Genomic DNA, 18,967 nt, shown 5'->3' on the forward strand with positions numbered 1-18,967 from the left:
GTATTACTCCTTCGGCGAGTTAATCCGCCCATCGCTTTATATCGCCTATATTCGTCTAGGAGTAAGGCCTATAACTAATAGGGATGGTTGATCCCTAAACGAAACACCTTATCCTCTCCACTGCTGGCAAAATCGGCGCGCAATACCACTCCTTCTAGCATGATCCGAAGACTACCGCCAATACTGTATTTCATATCCTGGTGTAAGGTGGTTAAGCTATATTCATCGGCAACTCGCCCCAGCTCCGCAAACGCCACCCAATACCAAGCTGGAACGTTGAACCAGTTCACCACTGGGATTTTAGGCAGGGGATTCCAATGGGGGGTAAAGCGATATTCTGCAGAGTAGTAAAGCATCGAGCGACTATGATAACGTGCTGTTTCATAACCTTTTAAGCGGTTCATCCCACCAAGGGTAGCGCCGGCAAACCATGCCGGTCGATGAAAGCGAGATTCGCCCTTGATATCGGAGCTTTTATTCCAGCTTGGGGTATCCGCAGTTGCAACATTCAGGGCCAATACATGGTTTTGCAACCAAGGCATCTTCGGTAGGCTGATGTATTTAGCGGCAGAAAACTCCCACATGCTCCATGACGTTTGAGCGCTGCTGCCCCAATCGTGAGTGATACTAATCCGTTGATGACTACCTGCGGTGGGGTTTTGGTTATAGTTGCGATTGTCGTATTCTAATTCGAACTTTAACCCCATAGAGCGGGTGGATGCTTGCAATTGATTATATTCACCAACATCTTGCTGCCAGTAATAGGGCTCTAGTTGGATGATCGTTCGGCCGCTGGTGAGTGGATCCCACCGTTTCGCACCAGCTTCATAGCCTGATAAAACTTGACCTTGGCGGATCTTAAAGGTGTGTATGGGAGAGTTTTTGCCATCACCGATTGGCAGCAAATAGCGAAAGCGAGCGCGGTATTCTTGACCTTGGGTATGTGTATAGATGCGATTGCTTTTGTTAGAGTCGTTACTGCCAGCAGTTTCGCCATTAAACTCGCTGTTTCCATCGATATATTGTGGGTCTCGGGTGTAGTTTGTTTGATAAATGCTGGTATCAAAAAACACTCGGTCAGCGAAGGGTAATTGGTAATCGCCGCTATATAGATATCCCATCCAACTATCGTTGCTGGTCACCATTGCCGTTGCAATGAGGCTTGCATTTGCTTGGATTTGGCCAGCGGAGCCGACTCCGACCCCGACTCCCCATTCTAGGTTTTCAGTATAAAAGCCATAGGGGATCACTTGTGTCCAAGGGCCAGAGCGCTGATGTTGGGCATCATCAATGAGAGTGACGTTCATGGCGAGACAGGGGAAGCTTAGCCAACCGAAAAGGGGTAAAGCGGGTCTCCCATGGTTCAAGCGCTTTTACTCGAAGTACGTTTATGAATTTGCCACATCGCAAATACCCCAAATAATAATAGTTGTAGACTGTCGCCTTTTTGTAGTGCGCCGCTTTGCTGCAAGCTATCGCGTATGGCAAATAATTGCAGGGCGTGCAGCAGCAATAGTAGCGCACCAACGATTGGTAATAGCCAATTAAAAGGCGCGCTGAACATGAAGATGCCGATTAAAATGGTTAACCACATCAAGGCCATTAAGGTTTTACCCAAGGTAATAAACATAGTTTTAAGCTCTTAGCTGAGTTGATAGAGACGAAAATTAACTTGACCGGCTTGTTTGCTTTTAATGCAGTTCCAATTGGCGGGAAGCTTGGGTTCTACGGCTTCGTTCTCATACTCGAGATACATTAAAGCATTGGTGTTTAACCAGCCATTTTCATTGAGTAGTTGACAGCTGACTTCCAGTAGGTCACAGCGAAAAGGGGGATCGATAAATACAATATCGTAGCCCTCTGCGGGTGTTTGTTTTAACCATTGCAAGGCATCTTGATTGATTAATTTTGCTTGCTGGCTAGAAACATCTAATAGCTGCAAGTTGACTTTCAGTTGATGAGCCGCTTGAGGGTCTTTTTCTACAAAGCTTGTAAAAGCAGCGAAGCGTGATAGAGCCTCAAAACCGAGACTACCGCTGCCAGAAAAAAGGTCTAAACAATGGCTATTGGGCAAATAGGGGCTTAACCAATTAAATACGGTTTCTTTGACCCTATCAGTGGTAGGGCGTAAGCCTTGGCTATTGAGAACTTTTAGTTTTCTACCGCGCCACTGGCCAGCAATGATGCGTACTTGTCCGCAGCCCTTGCTAGCTGGTTTCGTTTGATTTGAATGTTTTCTTGAGGAAAGCCGTGTCATTTACTTAGACCATTGAGAAACTGTGATAAAATCCGAACAATATTGACTGGACGTTGGCATTGTAACAGCCAACTTCGTTTACTGGTAAAAAGGTTTTGCAGTAATGGCAAAAAAGAAGGGCCTATTTTCTTGGTTTGGCCGAAAAAAAGATGATCAGCAACAAATTTCAACAGATTCGTCGACAGAATCACAGCTAACAGAACAAACTGCCGAACGCGAAGCCCAAGCTGAACGCGAAGCACAAGCCGAACGGGAAGCCCAAGCCGAACGCGAAGCCCAAGCCGAACGGGAAGCACAAGCCGAACGCGAAGCCCAAGCCGAACGCGAAGTCCAAGCCGAACGCGAAGCCCAAGCCGAACGCGAAGCACAAGCCGAACGGGAAGCCCAAGCCGAACGCGAAGCACAAGCCGAACGCGAAGCCCAAGCCGAACGCGAAGCCCAAGCCGAACGGGAAGCACAAGCCGAACGCGAAGCTCAAGCTGAACGCGAAGCCCAAGCCGAACGCGAAGCCCAAGCCGAACGCGAAGCCCAAGCCGAACGCGAAGCCCAAGCTGAACGAGAAGCCCAAGCCGAACGGGAAGCGCAAGCCGAACGGGAAGCACAAGATGAAGCAACTCAACCGGGAAAAAAAATAGGCTTGTTTGCGCGCTTAAAAGCGGGCTTAAAGCGGACTCGACAGAACTTAGGCTGGGGTTTCTTCTCTTTATTTAAGGGGAGAAAAATTGATGATGAGCTATTCGAGGAGTTAGAAGAACAGCTGTTGGTTGCAGATATCGGGGTTGATACTACCTTGAAGATCATCAACCAATTGACCGCACATGCTAAGCGTAGTGCGCTGCAAGATGGCGAAGCCCTTTATGAGCAGTTGAAGTTAGACATGGCTGAGATGCTTAATCAAGTTGAGGCGCCACTGGATTTCAATCAAAGCGAAGGCCCGTTTGTTATTTTAATGGTTGGAGTCAACGGTGTGGGGAAAACCACCACCATTGGTAAATTAGCCAAACAATATCAGAGTCAGGGTAAGTCGGTGATGTTGGCTGCTGGAGATACTTTCCGCGCTGCCGCAGTGGAGCAACTACAAGTTTGGGGTGAGCGAAATAAGATCCAGGTGATTGCCCAGCATACTGGTGCAGATAGCGCCTCGGTTATTTTTGATGCCTTTCAAGCTGCGAAGTCACGAAAAGTTGACGTATTGATTGCTGATACGGCGGGTCGCTTGCAAAATAAAGCACATTTAATGGAAGAGCTGAAAAAGATCGTCCGTGTCATGCGTAAACTCGACGATGCAGCCCCTCACGAAGTTATGTTAACTATTGATGCAAGTACTGGTCAAAATGCCATTAGCCAGACCAATTTGTTTAATCAGGCGGTTGGTTTGACGGGATTGACTTTGACTAAGTTAGATGGCACAGCCAAGGGTGGCGTTATCTTTGCCTTAGCAGACAAATTTGCCTTGCCGATCCGTTACATTGGGGTTGGTGAAGGGATTGATGATCTTCGAGAGTTCTCTGCGCAACCCTTTGTGGATGCCTTGTTTAGTCGCGAAGAAAGCGAGTAGCCTTAGCGACAGATGATTAAGGAAAGGTTTGACTATTTATGATCCGTTTTGAGCAAGTGAGTAAGGTATATCCCGGCAGTCAACGAGCCTTGCAAAAAGTGTCGTTTCATTTAGAGCAAGGACAAATGGCCTTTTTAACGGGTCACTCGGGCGCGGGTAAAAGTACTTTGCTCAAGCTCATTACGGCAATGGAGCGACCCAGTGATGGTAAAGTATGGGTCAACGGTGATGATATTAGCCGTTTAGCTCATCGCAAGATCCCTTATCTACGTCGCCAAATGGGAGTTATCTTTCAGGATCATAAATTACTGATGGATCGAAGCGTATTTGATAATGTCGCGCTGCCTTTGGTGATTGAAGGTTATAGTATGAATGATATTAAGCGTCGTGTTGCCGCGGCCTTAGATAAGGTGGGGTTACTGGATAAAGCTCATTGCGTACCGGTCGCACTATCGGGTGGAGAACAACAGCGGGTCGGGATTGCCCGTGCAGTGGTCAATAAGCCGATGATTTTAATTGCCGATGAACCGACAGGTAATCTAGATCCCGCTTTATCCTTAGAAATCTTCCGCTTATTTGAAGAGTTTAATCGAGTCGGCGTGGCGGTGTTAATTGCCAGCCACGATTTAAGCTTGATTGCAAAATTGCATTACCAACGGCTGGTGTTGCAACATGGTCAATTACTGACCTCGTCGAGTGCTGGTGCGGAGCAAACCTTATGAGAGGCGCGAAACCAACAGTAAAAGTGGCATTGCCGCAGCGTATACTTATGTTTGTGGTTCGTCATTTACAGCAGTGCGTTGCAAGCTTAGGTGAACTATGGCGAACCCCCGCCAGTTCCATGCTAACCCTTGCGGTGATCGGTGTATGTTTGGCCTTGCCAGCAAGTTTTTACCTGGCAACAAAGAACATCCAGCAACTCACAGGTTATTGGCAAAGTGATACGCAAATTAGTTTGTTTTTACAACAGAATATCACTGAACAACAGCGTGATGAGCTGCAGCAAAATATTGCTGATATGCCACAGGTCGCGCGGGTCGATTTAGTCAGTAAGCAACAAGGCCTAGCTGAATTTCAGCAGACCAGCGGATTTGACGATGTATTGGCTTTACTTCCCGAAAACCCCCTACCTGATGTATTGCTGGTGCAACCTAGCCTAGATTTTAGTCATGCAAGTGCAGCTCAAGCTCTGCTTGACAGTCTGCAACAACATAGCTTGGTTCAACAAGCCAGCTTAGATGTGCAGTGGTTGCAGCGTCTGGATACGATTATTAGTATGTTACAGCAGTCGGCATGGTTGCTAATTCTGCTGTTAGTGAGTGCCGTCGCCCTGATTGTGATTAATACCCTACGTTTGAATATTCTAAACCGTCGTAGCGAAATTGAAGTGATGAAGCTAGTGGGGGCCACTGATGCCTTTATTCGTCGTCCATTTCTTTATACTGGCTTTTGGTTCGGCTTAATTGGTGGCTTATTAACTTGGGTATTATGCAATATTTTACTGATTTGGACCGAGTATGCACTACAACAGATCGGTCTGCTCTACCAGCAAGAGATTTATTTAGCGGGTTTGTCCTTTCGAGAATTTAGCAGTTTAATTGGTTTTTCTATGCTGCTTGCTTTAGCCGCTTCTTGGTTGTCTGTGAGTCGACATATTCGAGAAATAGAACCGAGTTAGTGCTTGTGATTTTTGCGGACAGTCCTGATTTCCTACCCAGCTTTTAGTGAGTGGTGATGTTTATTTTTGACGTAAGCAGAATCTCTATCCAATGAATCATTTATGGCCGCTGTGGTACTCAAGCCCATTTTGCTTTCCAAGAAGCAAGCAATCAAATTGAAGGTGGCGAGGGTTGTGCCTTGTCCCCTTGTGGTAAAACAGCCATATTTATCTTTAATTATTAAATCTTTTGCTATTCATCATGTTAGCGGTTTTATTGTTATAGCTTAACCAGCATAAGATGTGCTTGATTAGATGAATCCATTTAAACAGTGGCTTAACGTACTTTAAATAAATTATAAATTGTGAACTATATTCAATGTGTGGCATCTTATTTATCATGCTGAGATACTTGAATAGGCAGGTTCCAGTGGAAGTTTTAGGGGTTAGATCTTGCTGAATGGCTATGATAGACTCATTGACCGAGTAAATTATTGAGGTTGATATGGATCAAAAGATTGCATCTATGGCGTTAGTCCCGCAAGGGAGTATCGAGGCCTATATCCAATCAGTAAATCGGATTGAGATGCTGAGTGCTGAGCGAGAGAAAGAACTCGCGACTCGTTTGTTTGAAGATGGTGATTTAAGCGCCGCTCGTGAATTAGTCATGTCGCATCTGCGATTTGTTGCTCATGTCGCGAAAAACTATGGGGGTTATGGCCTCCCTCAAGCAGATTTGATTCAAGAGGGCAACGTAGGCTTAATGAAAGCCGTAAAACGATTTGACCCGAGTGTTGGTGTTCGTTTGGTATCTTTTGCAGTGCACTGGATTAAAGCGGAAATCCACGAATACGTATTACGTAATTGGCGAATGGTAAAAATTGCGACCACTAAAGCGCAGCGTAAATTGTTTTTCAATCTACGCAAGTCAAAAAAACGCTTGGGTTGGTTTAGTCGCGACGAAGTGAATATGGTGGCCGAAAATCTCGGTGTGACGACCAAAGATGTGTTGGAAATGGAATCTCGGATGAGTGCTCAAGATCAGGCTTTTGATCTGGCTTCTGATGATGACGAGCGTGAAGGCAGTTTTGCGCCGATCCAGTATTTAGAAGATAAATCTTCTGATGTTGCGCAGTTTGTCGAAAAAGAAAATTGGGAAATTGCCGCCGCAAATCGCTTGCGTGCCGCGTTGGCCACTTTAGATGAACGGAATGCTTTTATCGTACAACGTCGTTGGTTGGATGATAATAAAGCTACTTTGCAAGAGTTGGCCGACCACTATCAAGTATCGGCAGAACGGATCCGCCAGCTAGAAAAAAATGCCATGAAAAAGCTGAAAGCTGCGATGGAATAACAACTTTATAAAAAACCTCGCTTAGCGAGGTTTTTTATATTCAAATCTGCCCCACCGCTGTGTTAAATTTGCACAAACTTCTCAATATGGCCCTGACATGGACAGTCCTTTCGAATTATCAAAAGTAAACTTTGTGATTGATGGGGATGGCCGGAAAACTGCGGCGATCATACCGATAGAGCTCTATCAGCAACTTCTTTCTTTGCGCGAGTTAGTGGCACAGAGCAATACCAAAGAACTGAGTGCCGATTATTCCTTTAGTGTAAAGCAGGCGGTTGCCTATGGTTATCCGGTTGGTGCTAAGAATAAACCTGGTTTTATAGTGATCAAAGGTTCTACCGCTAACGGCGGGGGGGCTGAGTCGCTGCGCCCTGCAGTGTTGGCCTTGCGTGAGCAGCTCCTGGAAGAACACGTATTATGCCGTCAGGGCGAGGGTTATGAGTTTATGCGTGATCATCAGTTTTCTAGTCCGAGTTCGGCGGCTTGTTTAATTGCCGGAAACGCCCGTAGCGGACTGGATGCTTGGCTAGATAAGTGGGGACGTAGCCTGAAAGATCGCGGCTATGGCAAGAAACGCTAAACGAGAAAGAAAAAGAGCGCTTAATCGCGCTCTTGGTATTTGCTAAGAGTATCCACTTAACACTTAAGCTAATAAACTTAAGGGGTCGATGCTTTCTAGTTGAAGCGCTTCTCCAACCTCTGCGCAGGTTAGTTTTCCATGCATCACATTTAAGCCGTTTCGTAGATGCTCGTCATCTAATAAGGCTTGCTTGTAACCTTTGTTGGCTAAAGTAATGATGTAGGGCAGGGTGGCATTATTGAGTGCCATGGTTGAGGTTCTGGCTACGCCACCAGGCATATTGGCAACACAGTAGTGTACAACTTCATCAACAATGTAAATCGGATCTTGGTGAGTCGTTGCTTTAGAGGTTTCAGCGCAGCCGCCTTGGTCAATTGCAACATCAACAATCGCACTGCCCGCTTTCATGCGTTTAACCAAGTCTTTGGTGATTAATTTGGGCGCTGCAGCACCTGGTAGAAGAACACCGCCAATCACTAAATCTGCTTCTAGTACATGTTGTTCAATACTGCTAGTGGTTGAATAAACGGTTTTCACTTTACCGTGATATTCGGCGTCAATCGCTCGTAGTACATCGATGTTGCGGTCTAAAATTGCAACATCAGCCCCCATTCCAACGGCCATTTGTGCCGCATTGCGTCCCACCATGCCACCACCAATAATCGCGACTTTAGCGGGTTCTACCCCTGGGACGCCACCCAATAGTAGACCGCGACCACCTTTTGACTTTTCTAGCGCAAGAGCACCGGCTTGAATGGCCATCCGTCCCGCGACTTCAGACATTGGGGCAAGTAGTGGTAGACCGCCTTTCGCACTGGTGACGGTTTCATAGGCAATACATACGGCACCAGATTTCACGAGGTCTTTGGTTTGTTCTGGGTCGGGTGCTAAATGTAGGTAGGTGAAGAGTAATTGATCTTCGCGTAGCATTGCCCGCTCGCTTGCTTGTGGTTCTTTAACTTTGACAATCATGTCAGCAGCGGCAAAAACTTCGGCAGCATCATTCGCGATGTTTGCACCCACCGCTTGATAATCTTTATCGGCAAAACCAATACCAGCTCCTGCGTTAGTTTCAACAAGCACTTGGTGGCCATGTTGAATCAGTTCGTTTACGCTGGCTGGGGTCATTCCAACACGATATTCGTGATTTTTTATTTCTTTAGGTACGCCAATAAGCATAGTTTTTAACTCCTTTTAAATATAATATATTGGTCATATATGCCGCTCTTTTTTTTAAAATATAGTGAATAACACCAGTAATGCAACACATTTTTAGTCTAAGGTTCTGCCTTGAGTTCTGCCTTTCGGTAGGATATGTTGAGAGTATGTTAAAGACTAAAACAAAGTCATGAGAATGGGGCAAAGTATGCAGCAAAATATTCTAAATAAGGTCTTAGACGATATTGATCTATTTAACCTCAATGATCCAAACCTGCAGTTAGATGAACTAGGTTATGAACATCCTAAAGAACTTTTATATGGGCAAAGAATGTCAAAAGTTTTGTTTGAGTTTATGCCATCCCCTTCTCCTGAATTACAGATCGCTGCTCGAGCCCAGCATATCGGTCGTTGGTTGTCGCCACGAGGTGATTATCCTGAGGGTAGAACAGGTTATTTAAAATGGCGAACCGATTTGTCTAAAAAACATGCACAGTTATGTAGTGATATTATGCGCCGACATCAGTTTGAGGAAGCCAGCATCGAGCAGGTCTGTGGCTTATTACGTAAAGAAAAGCTAAAACGCAACCCACTAACGCAAGCTTTGGAAGATGTGATTTGTTTGGTCTTTCTAGAGTATTACTTTATCGATTTTGCGGCTAAACATGAACAAGATAAGGTACTCAGTATCGTTAAAAAAACTTGGGGGAAAATGTCGGAGCAAGGGCACGAGGCGGCCTTAGCGTTAAAGCTGTCAAGTGAGGCGAGTGACCTGATTAAGCTGGCGTTGGCTTCGTGAAGTCAGCTGATTAAATACTAATCTTATGCTAGTATTCGCCCGTTTTTAGTTGATTAGGCATTTCTGATGAGAAGAGATCTGGCATTTCGTTTTTCCCGTGTTACTGAGTCTGCAGCATTGGCTGGTTATAAATGGTTGGGGCGAGGCGATAAAAACCTTGCCGATAATGCAGCGGTAGAGGCGATGCGTATCATGCTTAATGATATGGACATTGAAGGCGAAGTCGTTATTGGTGAAGGCGAAATCGATGAAGCGCCAATGTTATACATTGGTGAGAAGGTGGGAACTGGCGGTGAAGCGGTCGATATTGCGGTTGACCCGATTGAAGGGACTCGCATGACCGCGATGGGTCAAAATAATGCAGTGGCCGTATTAGCTGTGGGTGAAAAGGGAGCATTTTTACGTGCGCCTGACATGTACATGGAAAAGCTGGTGGTAGGACCAAATGCCAAGGGCACCATCGATCTTGAACAATCTATTGAACACAATATTAAAATGGTTGCCTCGGTGTTGGGCAAAAATATTAGTGATATGACGGTGATTACTTTGGCGAAGCCCCGTCATGATCAAGTGATTGCAGAGATGCAAAAGCTTGGTGTGAGAGTGTTTGCTATTCCCGATGGGGATGTGGCGGCTTCGGTATTGGCCTGTATGCCGCTGAGTGAAGTTGACATGATGTATTGTGTTGGTGGTGCTCCTGAAGGCGTGATTTCTGCCGCTGTGATCCGGGCCTTGGGCGGTGATATGCAGGGCCGTTTAATTCCTCGTAATCAAGTAAAAGAAGACAATGCTGAAAATAGAGTCATTGCGGCTGAAGAAATTCGTCGTTGTGAAGAGCAAGGTATTCAAGTGAATCGTGTATTGCAGCTGAACGATTTGGTGAAAAACGATAATGTTATCTTTTCAGCAACGGGCATTACTAAAGGTGATTTACTGGAAGGGATCAACCGTCAAGGGAATATTGCGGTCACCGAAACGCTATTGGTTCGTGGTAAAACACGGACCATTCGCAAGATCCAATCAACGCATTACCTTGACCGTAAAAATGAAGACCTTAAAGCCGTTATCTTATAGGCGATGATTGTTTGAGTGAATAGCAAAAACCAGAGTAGTGCTCTGGTTTTTTTATAATTGAAACTCTAACTGGTTATTAAGTCCGAGATGCTGATAGAAAGCGAGAGCTGGTGAATCATTACTGTTTGGAAATATCAGCTTATTTAATTGTTTATGCTGAGCCAGTTGGAGTAATTGCTGAAACATAAATAAGCCGATGCCGCGTCGTCGGGTGATATCTCGCACGATAAAACGATTCACTTGAAGTCCGCTGCCCGCAGTGCTTAGTAGGCAATAAGCAACTATTTTTTGATTAAATACGCAGTAATAGAGTCGCTCCGCTTGTTGCCAATGGCTCCATTGCTGTTCGCTCACATGGGGTGAAATTTTAGTTAAATCCTTGGAAAAGCTTGGCAAGATTGTAGCTGTCTGAAAAGATAAACGCATGATTTCGGTAACGATTGCTTAGGAAACTTTGGAAAGCGGTGATTTAGACATTTGTTCGATATCTAAATTGTGCCAGTCTTTAAGAAAATACTGTGATTCCTGGCAAATCATCAATAGCGATTTCTTTAAATTATTGTCTAAATACTCAAGATCGAGCTTCGCCAACTGGTCAATGGTGTGGCTCAGATCGAAAACCAAAGGACTCAAATCAAACAAATTGTTTGGTTCGATATTACGTTTATGGTTCGGTTGAGTTTGTCGTTTTCGCCAAGTACTAAAAGTGACGAGTAAAAGATTGATGAGTTGCTTTGATTCTCGGCAATTCAAACTCGACTGCTGAATCCACCAGGGGGCGGTACCTTTCATAAAACTGATACAATCGCTCACAACATTATTGACATAAGCTTCATCAACGTAGGAGGGGAGGGGCATTAGTTTCATAAATATGGTGCTGAGAAAATGATGGAATTAGATTACACATTCTCTGCCCACAAACCAATAGCTTGAACTCGATTAGCTATATTTAATATCGATTTTGTGTTTGCCAGCGCTTAATTAAGCTTTTTAAAGCTTGTATCTGGTGATGTAAAGCAAGCAGGGCAGGATCCGCTAGTTGGAACTATGACTGCTGTCTATTATTATTTGTTTGCTTATTGTACAAAGTTTTGATGTTTGTCAGAATACCGTTTCTAATATGTTGTTTTTTTGGAATATTACCGACTTTAATCAACATTCTTGATTAAATAGGATGTTCTCTCCAAGGTTGTGGCTAGAAGAGAACGCTGTTACGGATGATAAGCAATGCCCAGTATAAGCAAACGAACCTTGAGGCATAGAGGATTTACCCTGATTGAATTGTTGATCGCCGTCGCTATCTTAGTGATTATTATGGTGGTCGCCGTTCCCTCGATGCAAAGTTTTATTGAAGATAGTAAGCAGCGTGTCACTCGGGATCTATTGGCCAGTAGTCTCAATGTTGCACAGCAAGAAGCGATTCGTAATAATTTGTCTACCTATGTTTGTCCCACATCGAGTGGCACCAGTTGTGCTTCGGCTTGGGGAGGTAATACTGGTTGGCTGGTTTATTTAGATGAACATCGCGATGGCAGCTTAAGTGACGCTAATCAAATCATCGTTAGCTATCCCAGCCCAAAGTCGGCAAAACTTCAATATACCCCCACTTCTTCAAATAGCGTATTACTGCGTTTTTTCCCTTCCGGCCACGCGTTAGCTGGGATATTTACAATTTGTAGCCCATCGGCTGCGTTTGAAGATCAAAGGATCGAGCTGACACGCATGGGGAGGATCGAGTATGCGTCGCCATCAACCAGTTATTGCCCCTAAGGTTCAGGGCTTCACTCTAATCGAATTGCTGATTGCTTTGGTAGTGGTTTCGATTGGTTTACTGGGTCACGCGGCTTTGCAAATTCAGTCGGTGAATACCGCGCAACAAGCGCGTTTTGCGCAAACTGCAAATACCGCTATGTTGGATATGATACAGCGTGTCTTGGCTTTGCCTGAGGCGGCGCGCAATAATGAGTTTAATGCCGAAAACTTGACTAGTGGTGTCGCGCCTAGTTTTGTTAACTGTGATTCTGGGAGTGTGAGCTGTACTCGCGCACAATTTGCTGCGTTTGAGGTTGGTAACTGGTATGACAGAGTGAGCCCTTCCATTCCCCAGCTTCGATTCTCTTTACAACATGTCAATAATTTGGTGACTCTGAGAATGACTTGGGATGCTCACTTGACCGGTTCTGGGGTGGCCAATTGCGATGCGGACCGATCGGGAAATGCGCATCAATGCAGCGAGGTTGCCGTGTGGGTAAGGTGATGGGCCAACAGCGAGGCTTTAGTTTAGTTGAAATGATGATTGCTTTAATGCTGTCCTTATTGGTGGTGGGAGGGCTGTACGCCGCATTGATTGGTGATAAAAAAAGTTACCAGGCGACTCGGGCAAATCATTTATTAGTTAGTAAAAATAGAATGAGTATGCAAACACTGCAGATTTATTTACAACAAGCGGGTTTTCGTGATTTTCAGCAGCTCTACCAGAATACCCTTTTACCTCAGGTGAATAGCGAAGATAGCGCGGGTTTTACTTGGGATGAAGGCCAGTTTATTCAAGGACTCGAGAATCAAAATAGTTATCTTGGCGCCAAACCCAATACCGATGTCGTGAGTTTGCGTTTTTATGGTGCCGCACTACCTAACAGTAGTATTTTTAGCTGCAACGGCGACGAATTGGCCGCCAATAGTAGTACCAGCCTGAGCTTTTTCGTATCCACGACCAATCAACTGATATGTCGTGATAGCGGCGGTGACACCGTGTTCGATCAGGATATCGATAGTTTACAGTTACTCTATGGTAGTCGGGACGAACATGAGTATAAGTATTATAAAGCCAGTGAAGTGAGTGACTGGCGGCAAATAAATCGAGTTAAAGTTGCATTGTTGGTCGCTCAAGAAGTCCCGATGGGCAACCTCAGCAATCAGAATCGTTATTCTGTGCTTGATGAAGATATCGCGATCTCAGATAAAAAACTTCGGCAAGTGGTCAACGAAACCATTTTGCTAATAAACGTAGGATCTTAGCGATGCCACAATTCCAACGACAATACGGTATGGCGTTAATTATGTCGCTGATTATGGTGCTTATTATCGCGATGATAGGGGTCTCTATTACCCAGCAGGTGAGTAGTGGTCGTAAAAACTCGGCAATCTATCAGGACCATACTGTCAGTTATGCTCGAGCCAATTCAGGCATTTGGGAAGCGGAGCAGATGGTGAAAGAGCAGGCTTACTCGGTGGATGCCTTACTCAAACCGACAACTGCAAATTCGTTGGTAGCTGCAAAATTTGGCTCAGCAGATTGGTGGCAAACCAACAGTAATTGGGATACCGCGCATAAGATGGTTGTGGTTAAAGATGCCAATGGCCAAGCGTTAGCGGGTGAGCCCCGTTATATTATCGAAGATGCGGGGGTTGATTCAGGTTTGGTATTGGGGGTGAATATCCCGAAACGACGCTTTTTAAGAATTACTGCTCGTGCTCAAGGAGAGGGTGGTGCCGTTACTTATTTACAATCCTATGTTGCATTTATGGAGTAGTCGCAGTGAAGCAGATTAAAGGTTTTACCCTGATAGAGGTGATGATTACTGTGGCGATAGTAGCGATCTTGGCGGCTGTCGCATATCCCAGTTATTTAAGTCATGTGCAAACCACTCGACGTGAGGAAGCAAAACGAACGCTGGTAGAGGCTGCGCAACATATGGAAAGTTATTACTCGATGAATTTGACTTATAGTGGTGCCGCGAGCTCTGGTAGCCTCACTATTTATACACCCACTCATAATTTTAGTGATTATTACACGCTTAGTACGAGCGGTATGAGTGCTTCAGCCTACACCTTATCAGCGACGCCAAAATCAACGGCCGCTCAGGCCAGCGATCATTGTGGCACCATGAGCATTAATAGTACTGGTTTAACGACACCCTCTAGTGGCGGGTGTTGGTAATGAGTACCTTTCACAAGCTATCAAAGCTGGTTTTAGGCCTATTACTATTGCCTTTTAGTGTGGCTTCACTTTCGCTGAATGCGGCGAATTTAAACCTTGCTGATGTCCCTTTATATGTCGCAACTGTACCTGCACCAATGGTGATGTTAGTGATGGGGCGTGATCATACTTTGTACTATGAGGCCTATAACGATGCTTCTGATTTAGATGGCGATGGGGTATTAGATACGACTTATCAGCCAACGCAAATTGACTATTACGGCTATTTCGATAGCCAGCGTTGTTATGCTTATAACGAGCAGCAACAACAATTTGAGCCCGGCGAAGCGGCTACTTCAGGTTCAAAAACCTGTGGCGGTGCAGCGCAGTGGAGTGGCGATTTTCTAAATTACCTCACCATGTCTCGTATGGATGTACTGCGCTCGGTATTGTATGGTGGTCTTCGAGACGTCGATAGTTCTAGTCAAACGGTCTTAGAGCGAGCTTATATTCCACAGGATGCCCATTCTTGGGGGAAAAGCTATACCTCTGAGGCGGTCAATCATTATGACCTGAGTGCTTACACTCCTTTCGATAATCCGCTATCGGGCAATAAGCATTTTTTTGGTACCGCTACTTTTTCCAGTAATGACAACGCTCAGCCAAAATTGGTAATGCTTAAAAATATTAATAAGAACAATGCACAGTGGAATAACTTTGGAATTGATGTGACCGCTGTTGAAGATGAATTCGATATTTGGTACTGGGCGAGTAAGGAAGCTCCGGTCCTGACTGGCAGTGTTGATGAATCTTATGTGGTGCGAGTTCAAGTTTGTGTGAGTGGTAAGCTTGAGAGTAATTGTAAGCATTATCCCAATGGCAATGATAAGCCGACCGGGTTATTACATCAGTACGGTGAGGATGGCAGTATTGATTTTGGCTTAATCACTGGCAGTTACCAAAAAAACTTATCCGGAGGAGTATTACGTAAACGGGTAGGCCCTTTTAGCGACGAACTTAATACTAATAATGGGATCTTTAATAGTGGCGTGAACGGTATCGTTCGCAGCATCGACAAGTTGAAAATATATGGTTATAACGGGAGCTCTTACGATCATTGTGGTTGGGTGTCGACCCGGGCGATCGTTGATGGAGAATGTTCATCGTGGGGGAACCCGCTGGGCGAAATGCTCTATGAGAGCTTAAGGTATTTTCATGGTGAAAAACTGGCGAGCCCGTCATATAGCATTGCTAATGGGAGCATCGACAACGGCCTCGGTTTGCCAATTGCTAGCTGGGATGACCCCTTTGAAGGTCGTGAGTACTGTGCGGCCCCATATAATCTGGTGATTAGTGACATTAACCCTTCCTATGACTCCGATGAACTTCCTGGCGGCCAATTCACCAATGCCTACCAAGGCTCTACCTTGGATGGTTTTTCTCTTTCGACCTTACTGAATACAATTTCTACCACAGAGGGCATTACCGGTAATTATTTTATTGGTGAGTCGATTGATGATAGCACCGATACTAGGGGGGCTCCTACGGCTAAAGCGGTGACTTCACTTGCTAAAATTCGAGGTTTATCACCTCAAGAGCCGACTAAAGAGGGGAGTTATTCCGCTGCTGGAGTGGCTTATTACGGACATAAAACAGATTTGTTCCCAGCAAAATCAGGTAAGCAGAATATTCAAACCAGCGTGGTAGCGATTTCTTCTCCCTTGCCAGAGGTGAGGGTGAAAGTTGATGACAAGGTGGTTACGGTTGTGCCTTTTGCCAAGTCAGTGGGTGGAAATAGCATCAATAAGAATAAAGGGGCGTTTCAACCGACTAATACCATCGTTGATTATTATGTTGAATCCTTTAGTGATACTTCTGGGGTTTTTCGAATTGCCTTCGAAGACGTTGAGCAAGGGGCCGATCATGATATGGATATGGTGGTTAAATATAGCTATGAGGTCAAAGATTTATGTCCTCATGTTGGCGATAACGAAGCCACTTGTAATAAGACCAAGGGAGTCGCGCTGACCCTTGATTCGACCTACGCTAGAGGCGATATTCACCAACATGCCGGGTATGTGATTTCGGGCACAACCAAAGACGGTATTTATTTGGATGTTAAAGATCAAGATGGTGGTCATGTGAACTACTATCTTGATACGCCTAGTGAGAGAGAAGCGCCCTTCCCCAATAATACTCGAAAGCTTGAAGCGAGTACTGCCGATTTACCTTGGACTCGCACGCGCTACTTTTTTCCAAATGGGAATACAGCAGGCCAGTTAAAGTCACCACTTTGGTATGCGGCAAAGTGGGGGGGGTTTAACGATGAGAATGGCAGCGAATTCCCCGATACGAATGAATGGGATGCAGAAACGAGCGGTCAACCCGATGGCTATTTCCCTGTGACTAATGCAGGACAATTGGGGGCTCAAATCACCAAAGCCTTAGATAAAACCTTAGCAGGAGATCGCTCCGCGAGCTCGCCTGTGTTTAATTCCAATTTTCTACAAAGTGATACGCTGCTCTATCAGTCATCTTTTAATAGTGAACATTGGAATGGAGATGTGAAAGCCTATTCGGTTGATGTTGACGGCGAGTTAAGCTCCTCAGCTATCTGGAGTGTGGCTGCGCAAATTGACTCGATGGCATTCTCTTCACGCAGTATTTATACCCGTAATCCAGAGAGTGATGAAATTGTTAAGTTTTCTCCCCCTAGTAGTTTGCTTGGTGATAGTCATGGTTTAAGCGAAGCGCAGATTGATGACTTACTGGCTGGGCAACAGGGTAGCGATGAAAGCAAGCTCGCTTATCTCGCAGCGGTGGTTAATTATTTACGGGGAGAGCGAACTTATGAAGCTTCTGATTTGAGCTACAGTATGCGAGCTCGGGAGGCGGTGCTAGGAGATGTGATTCATTCGATCCCCTATTATGTCGCGCCTGTGAATGGTCATCGAGTGACTACCCCTGTGTTGGTATTTGGTGCTAATGATGGCATGGTGCATGTGATAAATGCGTCCAACGGCGAAGAGGCGATGGCCTATGTCCCGAGTCAAGTATATGGCAAGCTAAATAGCCTCACGCGCAGTACTTACAGTCATCAGTATTTTGTTGATGGTGGAGTGACGGCTTATACCGATGGCGTTGGCTCCTCGGCACGGACAACGGCGGTCGGTCGTTTAGGTACTGGCGCGAAGGGCTTCTATGCCATCGATGTTAGCGACATGAGTCGCGTGAATAAAGATAAGATAAAATGGGAAATTAGTGCCACTGGCGATTTTTCGGGCTTGGGTTTGAGCGCGGCAGCGCCAACTATCGCGAAATTGGCCAATGGTAAAGTTGGGGTTATTTTTGCCAATGGTTATAACGCCGATGACTCGGAAGCTAAGCTTTATATTGCGGATCTGGATGACGGTAGTCTGATCGCGACGCTGCATACACATGTCGATAGTGCCGATGATCCCACGGGTGAACAGCGACCGAATGCTTTAGCCAGCCCTGCGGTAGTCGATATCAATAGCGATGGGGTTGCGGATCGTATTTATGCGGGCGATTTGTTTGGAAATATGTGGGCTTTTGATGTGTCAGCGACCAGTTCCAGTCGTTGGGGGATCGCGATTGCGGGTGATAAACCCTTATTTAAGGCCGTTAGTCCAGACAAGCCAGATGTAAATTACACTGCGCAGGCGATTACCTCTAGACCTTCGGTGGGCGCTCATCCTAAAGGCATTACCGCTGGAGTTTTGGTGGCCTTTGGTACCGGTAAATATATCGAGACCACCGACAATAATGCGATTGGCGAAGCGACTCAGAGTGTTTATGCAATTTGGGATAAATTAGATGACGTTGCTTTTAGTTCGAGCCGCTCTAAGGTTGATGGCTTAGATGTTTATAACAACTTATTACGGCAAACCATCGAGAAAGAAGATTTTAATTCTGCCACGCGGATCGGCAATCGACTGTTGAGCGAAAATGTTATCGATTGGAGTCAACATCGGGGGTGGTATTTAGACCTGATAAATACCGCAGATGGTAATACCAATAATTATGGTGAGCGCCAAGTGAGTAATACTTTATTGTTGGCCAATAAATTGAGTTTTACTAGTTTATTGCCCAGCGCGGATGCTTGTGCGGGTGGGGGGAGTGGTTGGTACATGGAAATGAACCTACATTCTGGTTTAACTTGGAACACTGGTACCGAGGGGAACACCGACGCAGATGATCAAGGCGACACCATTAATAATGATAGCTCTCATCAGCTTGTGGAAGGCGGGATCCCATCCTCTCCAACGGTGATTATTAATCCCAATCTCGATCAAGATAATGCTGTTAAAGAAGAAGGCATTATTGAGAAAAATTGTATTACTTTGAGTGATGGAACGGTGAAGTGCTTTGATGATTACCAATCCCCAACTGGCCGCTTAAGTTTGCGCACTTTATATTAGCGTCTACTAGAAGAAGTCAAGGGCCATCATGTCAGGTATTTAATTTATTCAAGGCCTATTGTTTACCGATTTGCGCTAGCTAGTGGCTCCAATTACAAGAGACATAACGCAGTTAGTGGTGATTTGCGCTAGCAAGAATGTACAGATAATTAGTTCGATAATTATTAGT

19 protein-coding genes are annotated in these 18,967 nt (G+C 45.3%); 13 read left to right on the top strand and 6 right to left on the bottom strand.

The window, feature by feature from the left end; translation table 11 throughout:
- Positions 1-74: 74 nt before the first annotated feature.
- From ACRRSW_RS02120 to rsmD, 3 genes are read right to left on the bottom strand one after another with little or no spacing between them, the layout of a single operon-like run.
- The gene (locus ACRRSW_RS02120; protein WP_432460750.1) at positions 75-1,307 is read right to left on the bottom strand and encodes a BamA/TamA family outer membrane protein; all 1,233 of its coding nucleotides are present in this window, start codon (positions 1,305-1,307) and stop codon (positions 75-77) included.
- 56 nt (positions 1,308-1,363) lie between these two features.
- Positions 1,364-1,630 (bottom strand): DUF1145 domain-containing protein, encoded by a 267-nt coding sequence (locus ACRRSW_RS02125; RefSeq protein ID WP_432454804.1) that lies wholly within the window; start codon positions 1,628-1,630, stop codon positions 1,364-1,366.
- A gap of 12 nt (positions 1,631-1,642) precedes the next feature.
- The gene (gene rsmD / locus ACRRSW_RS02130; RefSeq protein WP_432460751.1) at positions 1,643-2,257 is read right to left on the bottom strand and encodes a 16S rRNA (guanine(966)-N(2))-methyltransferase RsmD; all 615 of its coding nucleotides are present in this window, start codon (positions 2,255-2,257) and stop codon (positions 1,643-1,645) included.
- 103 nt (positions 2,258-2,360) lie between these two features.
- Between rsmD and ftsY the strand changes: the two genes are divergently transcribed.
- The 5 genes from ftsY to ACRRSW_RS02155 all read left to right on the top strand — a co-directional run bounded on the left by ftsY (position 2,361) and on the right by ACRRSW_RS02155 (position 7,406).
- The gene (gene ftsY / locus ACRRSW_RS02135) at positions 2,361-3,815 is read left to right on the top strand and encodes a signal recognition particle-docking protein FtsY (protein ID WP_432460752.1); all 1,455 of its coding nucleotides are present in this window, start codon (positions 2,361-2,363) and stop codon (positions 3,813-3,815) included.
- A gap of 38 nt (positions 3,816-3,853) precedes the next feature.
- Positions 3,854-4,537, top strand: coding sequence for a cell division ATP-binding protein FtsE (ftsE, locus tag ACRRSW_RS02140; RefSeq protein WP_432454801.1), 684 nt, complete (start codon positions 3,854-3,856; stop codon positions 4,535-4,537).
- Positions 4,534-5,493, top strand: a complete 960-nt coding sequence (gene ftsX, locus ACRRSW_RS02145) for a permease-like cell division protein FtsX (RefSeq protein ID WP_432454800.1) — start codon at positions 4,534-4,536, stop codon at positions 5,491-5,493. The genes ftsE and ftsX overlap by 4 nt, the downstream gene beginning before the upstream one ends.
- A 484-nt stretch (positions 5,494-5,977) precedes the next feature.
- The gene (gene rpoH, locus ACRRSW_RS02150; RefSeq protein ID WP_432454799.1) at positions 5,978-6,826 is read left to right on the top strand and encodes an RNA polymerase sigma factor RpoH; all 849 of its coding nucleotides are present in this window, start codon (positions 5,978-5,980) and stop codon (positions 6,824-6,826) included.
- A gap of 97 nt (positions 6,827-6,923) precedes the next feature.
- Positions 6,924-7,406 carry a DUF4357 domain-containing protein gene (locus tag ACRRSW_RS02155; protein ID WP_432460753.1) on the top strand — a complete coding sequence of 161 codons (483 nt, stop codon included), beginning with the start codon at positions 6,924-6,926 and terminating at the stop codon, positions 7,404-7,406.
- 63 nt (positions 7,407-7,469) lie between these two features.
- Here the strand turns inward: ACRRSW_RS02155 and ald are convergent, their stop codons facing one another.
- Complete coding sequence (gene ald, locus ACRRSW_RS02160) at positions 7,470-8,585, bottom strand: alanine dehydrogenase (protein WP_432454797.1); 1,116 nt, start codon at positions 8,583-8,585, stop codon at positions 7,470-7,472.
- Between the two features lie 187 nt (positions 8,586-8,772).
- Between ald and ACRRSW_RS02165 the strand changes: the two genes are divergently transcribed.
- Positions 8,773-9,363, top strand: coding sequence for a DUF4202 domain-containing protein (locus ACRRSW_RS02165; protein WP_432460754.1), 591 nt, complete (start codon positions 8,773-8,775; stop codon positions 9,361-9,363).
- A gap of 66 nt (positions 9,364-9,429) precedes the next feature.
- On the top strand, positions 9,430-10,437 hold the full coding sequence (gene glpX / locus ACRRSW_RS02170; RefSeq protein ID WP_432460755.1) for a class II fructose-bisphosphatase: 1,008 nt from the start codon (positions 9,430-9,432) through the stop codon (positions 10,435-10,437).
- A gap of 51 nt (positions 10,438-10,488) precedes the next feature.
- Here the strand turns inward: glpX and ACRRSW_RS02175 are convergent, their stop codons facing one another.
- Together ACRRSW_RS02175 and ACRRSW_RS02180 are read right to left on the bottom strand one after the other, a co-directional pair.
- Positions 10,489-10,863, bottom strand: coding sequence for an acetyl-CoA sensor PanZ family protein (locus tag ACRRSW_RS02175; RefSeq protein WP_432454794.1), 375 nt, complete (start codon positions 10,861-10,863; stop codon positions 10,489-10,491).
- An 18-nt stretch (positions 10,864-10,881) separates the two neighbouring features.
- Positions 10,882-11,304, bottom strand: a complete 423-nt coding sequence (locus ACRRSW_RS02180; protein ID WP_432460757.1) for a hypothetical protein — start codon at positions 11,302-11,304, stop codon at positions 10,882-10,884.
- Between the two features lie 360 nt (positions 11,305-11,664).
- On the opposite strand from ACRRSW_RS02180, the gene ACRRSW_RS02185 reads away from it, so the two are divergent.
- From ACRRSW_RS02185 to ACRRSW_RS02210, 6 genes are read left to right on the top strand one after another with little or no spacing between them, the layout of a single operon-like run.
- Positions 11,665-12,207, top strand: coding sequence for a GspH/FimT family pseudopilin (locus ACRRSW_RS02185; RefSeq protein ID WP_432454792.1), 543 nt, complete (start codon positions 11,665-11,667; stop codon positions 12,205-12,207).
- A complete protein-coding gene (gene pilV / locus ACRRSW_RS02190) occupies positions 12,176-12,694 on the top strand; it encodes a type IV pilus modification protein PilV (protein ID WP_432454791.1) in 519 nt (172 codons plus the stop codon). The genes ACRRSW_RS02185 and pilV overlap by 32 nt, the downstream gene beginning before the upstream one ends.
- Positions 12,664-13,455 carry a PilW family protein gene (locus ACRRSW_RS02195; RefSeq protein WP_432460758.1) on the top strand — a complete coding sequence of 264 codons (792 nt, stop codon included), beginning with the start codon at positions 12,664-12,666 and terminating at the stop codon, positions 13,453-13,455. The genes pilV and ACRRSW_RS02195 overlap by 31 nt, the downstream gene beginning before the upstream one ends.
- Positions 13,456-13,457: 2 nt before the next feature.
- Positions 13,458-13,970, top strand: coding sequence for a pilus assembly PilX family protein (locus ACRRSW_RS02200; protein WP_432460759.1), 513 nt, complete (start codon positions 13,458-13,460; stop codon positions 13,968-13,970).
- A 5-nt stretch (positions 13,971-13,975) separates the two neighbouring features.
- Positions 13,976-14,377, top strand: coding sequence for a type IV pilin protein (locus ACRRSW_RS02205; RefSeq protein ID WP_432454788.1), 402 nt, complete (start codon positions 13,976-13,978; stop codon positions 14,375-14,377).
- A complete protein-coding gene (locus ACRRSW_RS02210) occupies positions 14,377-18,798 on the top strand; it encodes a pilus assembly protein (protein ID WP_432460760.1) in 4,422 nt (1,473 codons plus the stop codon). The genes ACRRSW_RS02205 and ACRRSW_RS02210 overlap by 1 nt, the downstream gene beginning before the upstream one ends.
- Positions 18,799-18,967: the final 169 nt, after the last annotated feature.

Source organism: Agarivorans sp. QJM3NY_25, from assembly GCF_050870875.2.
Taxonomy (GTDB): domain Bacteria; phylum Pseudomonadota; class Gammaproteobacteria; order Enterobacterales; family Celerinatantimonadaceae; genus Agarivorans.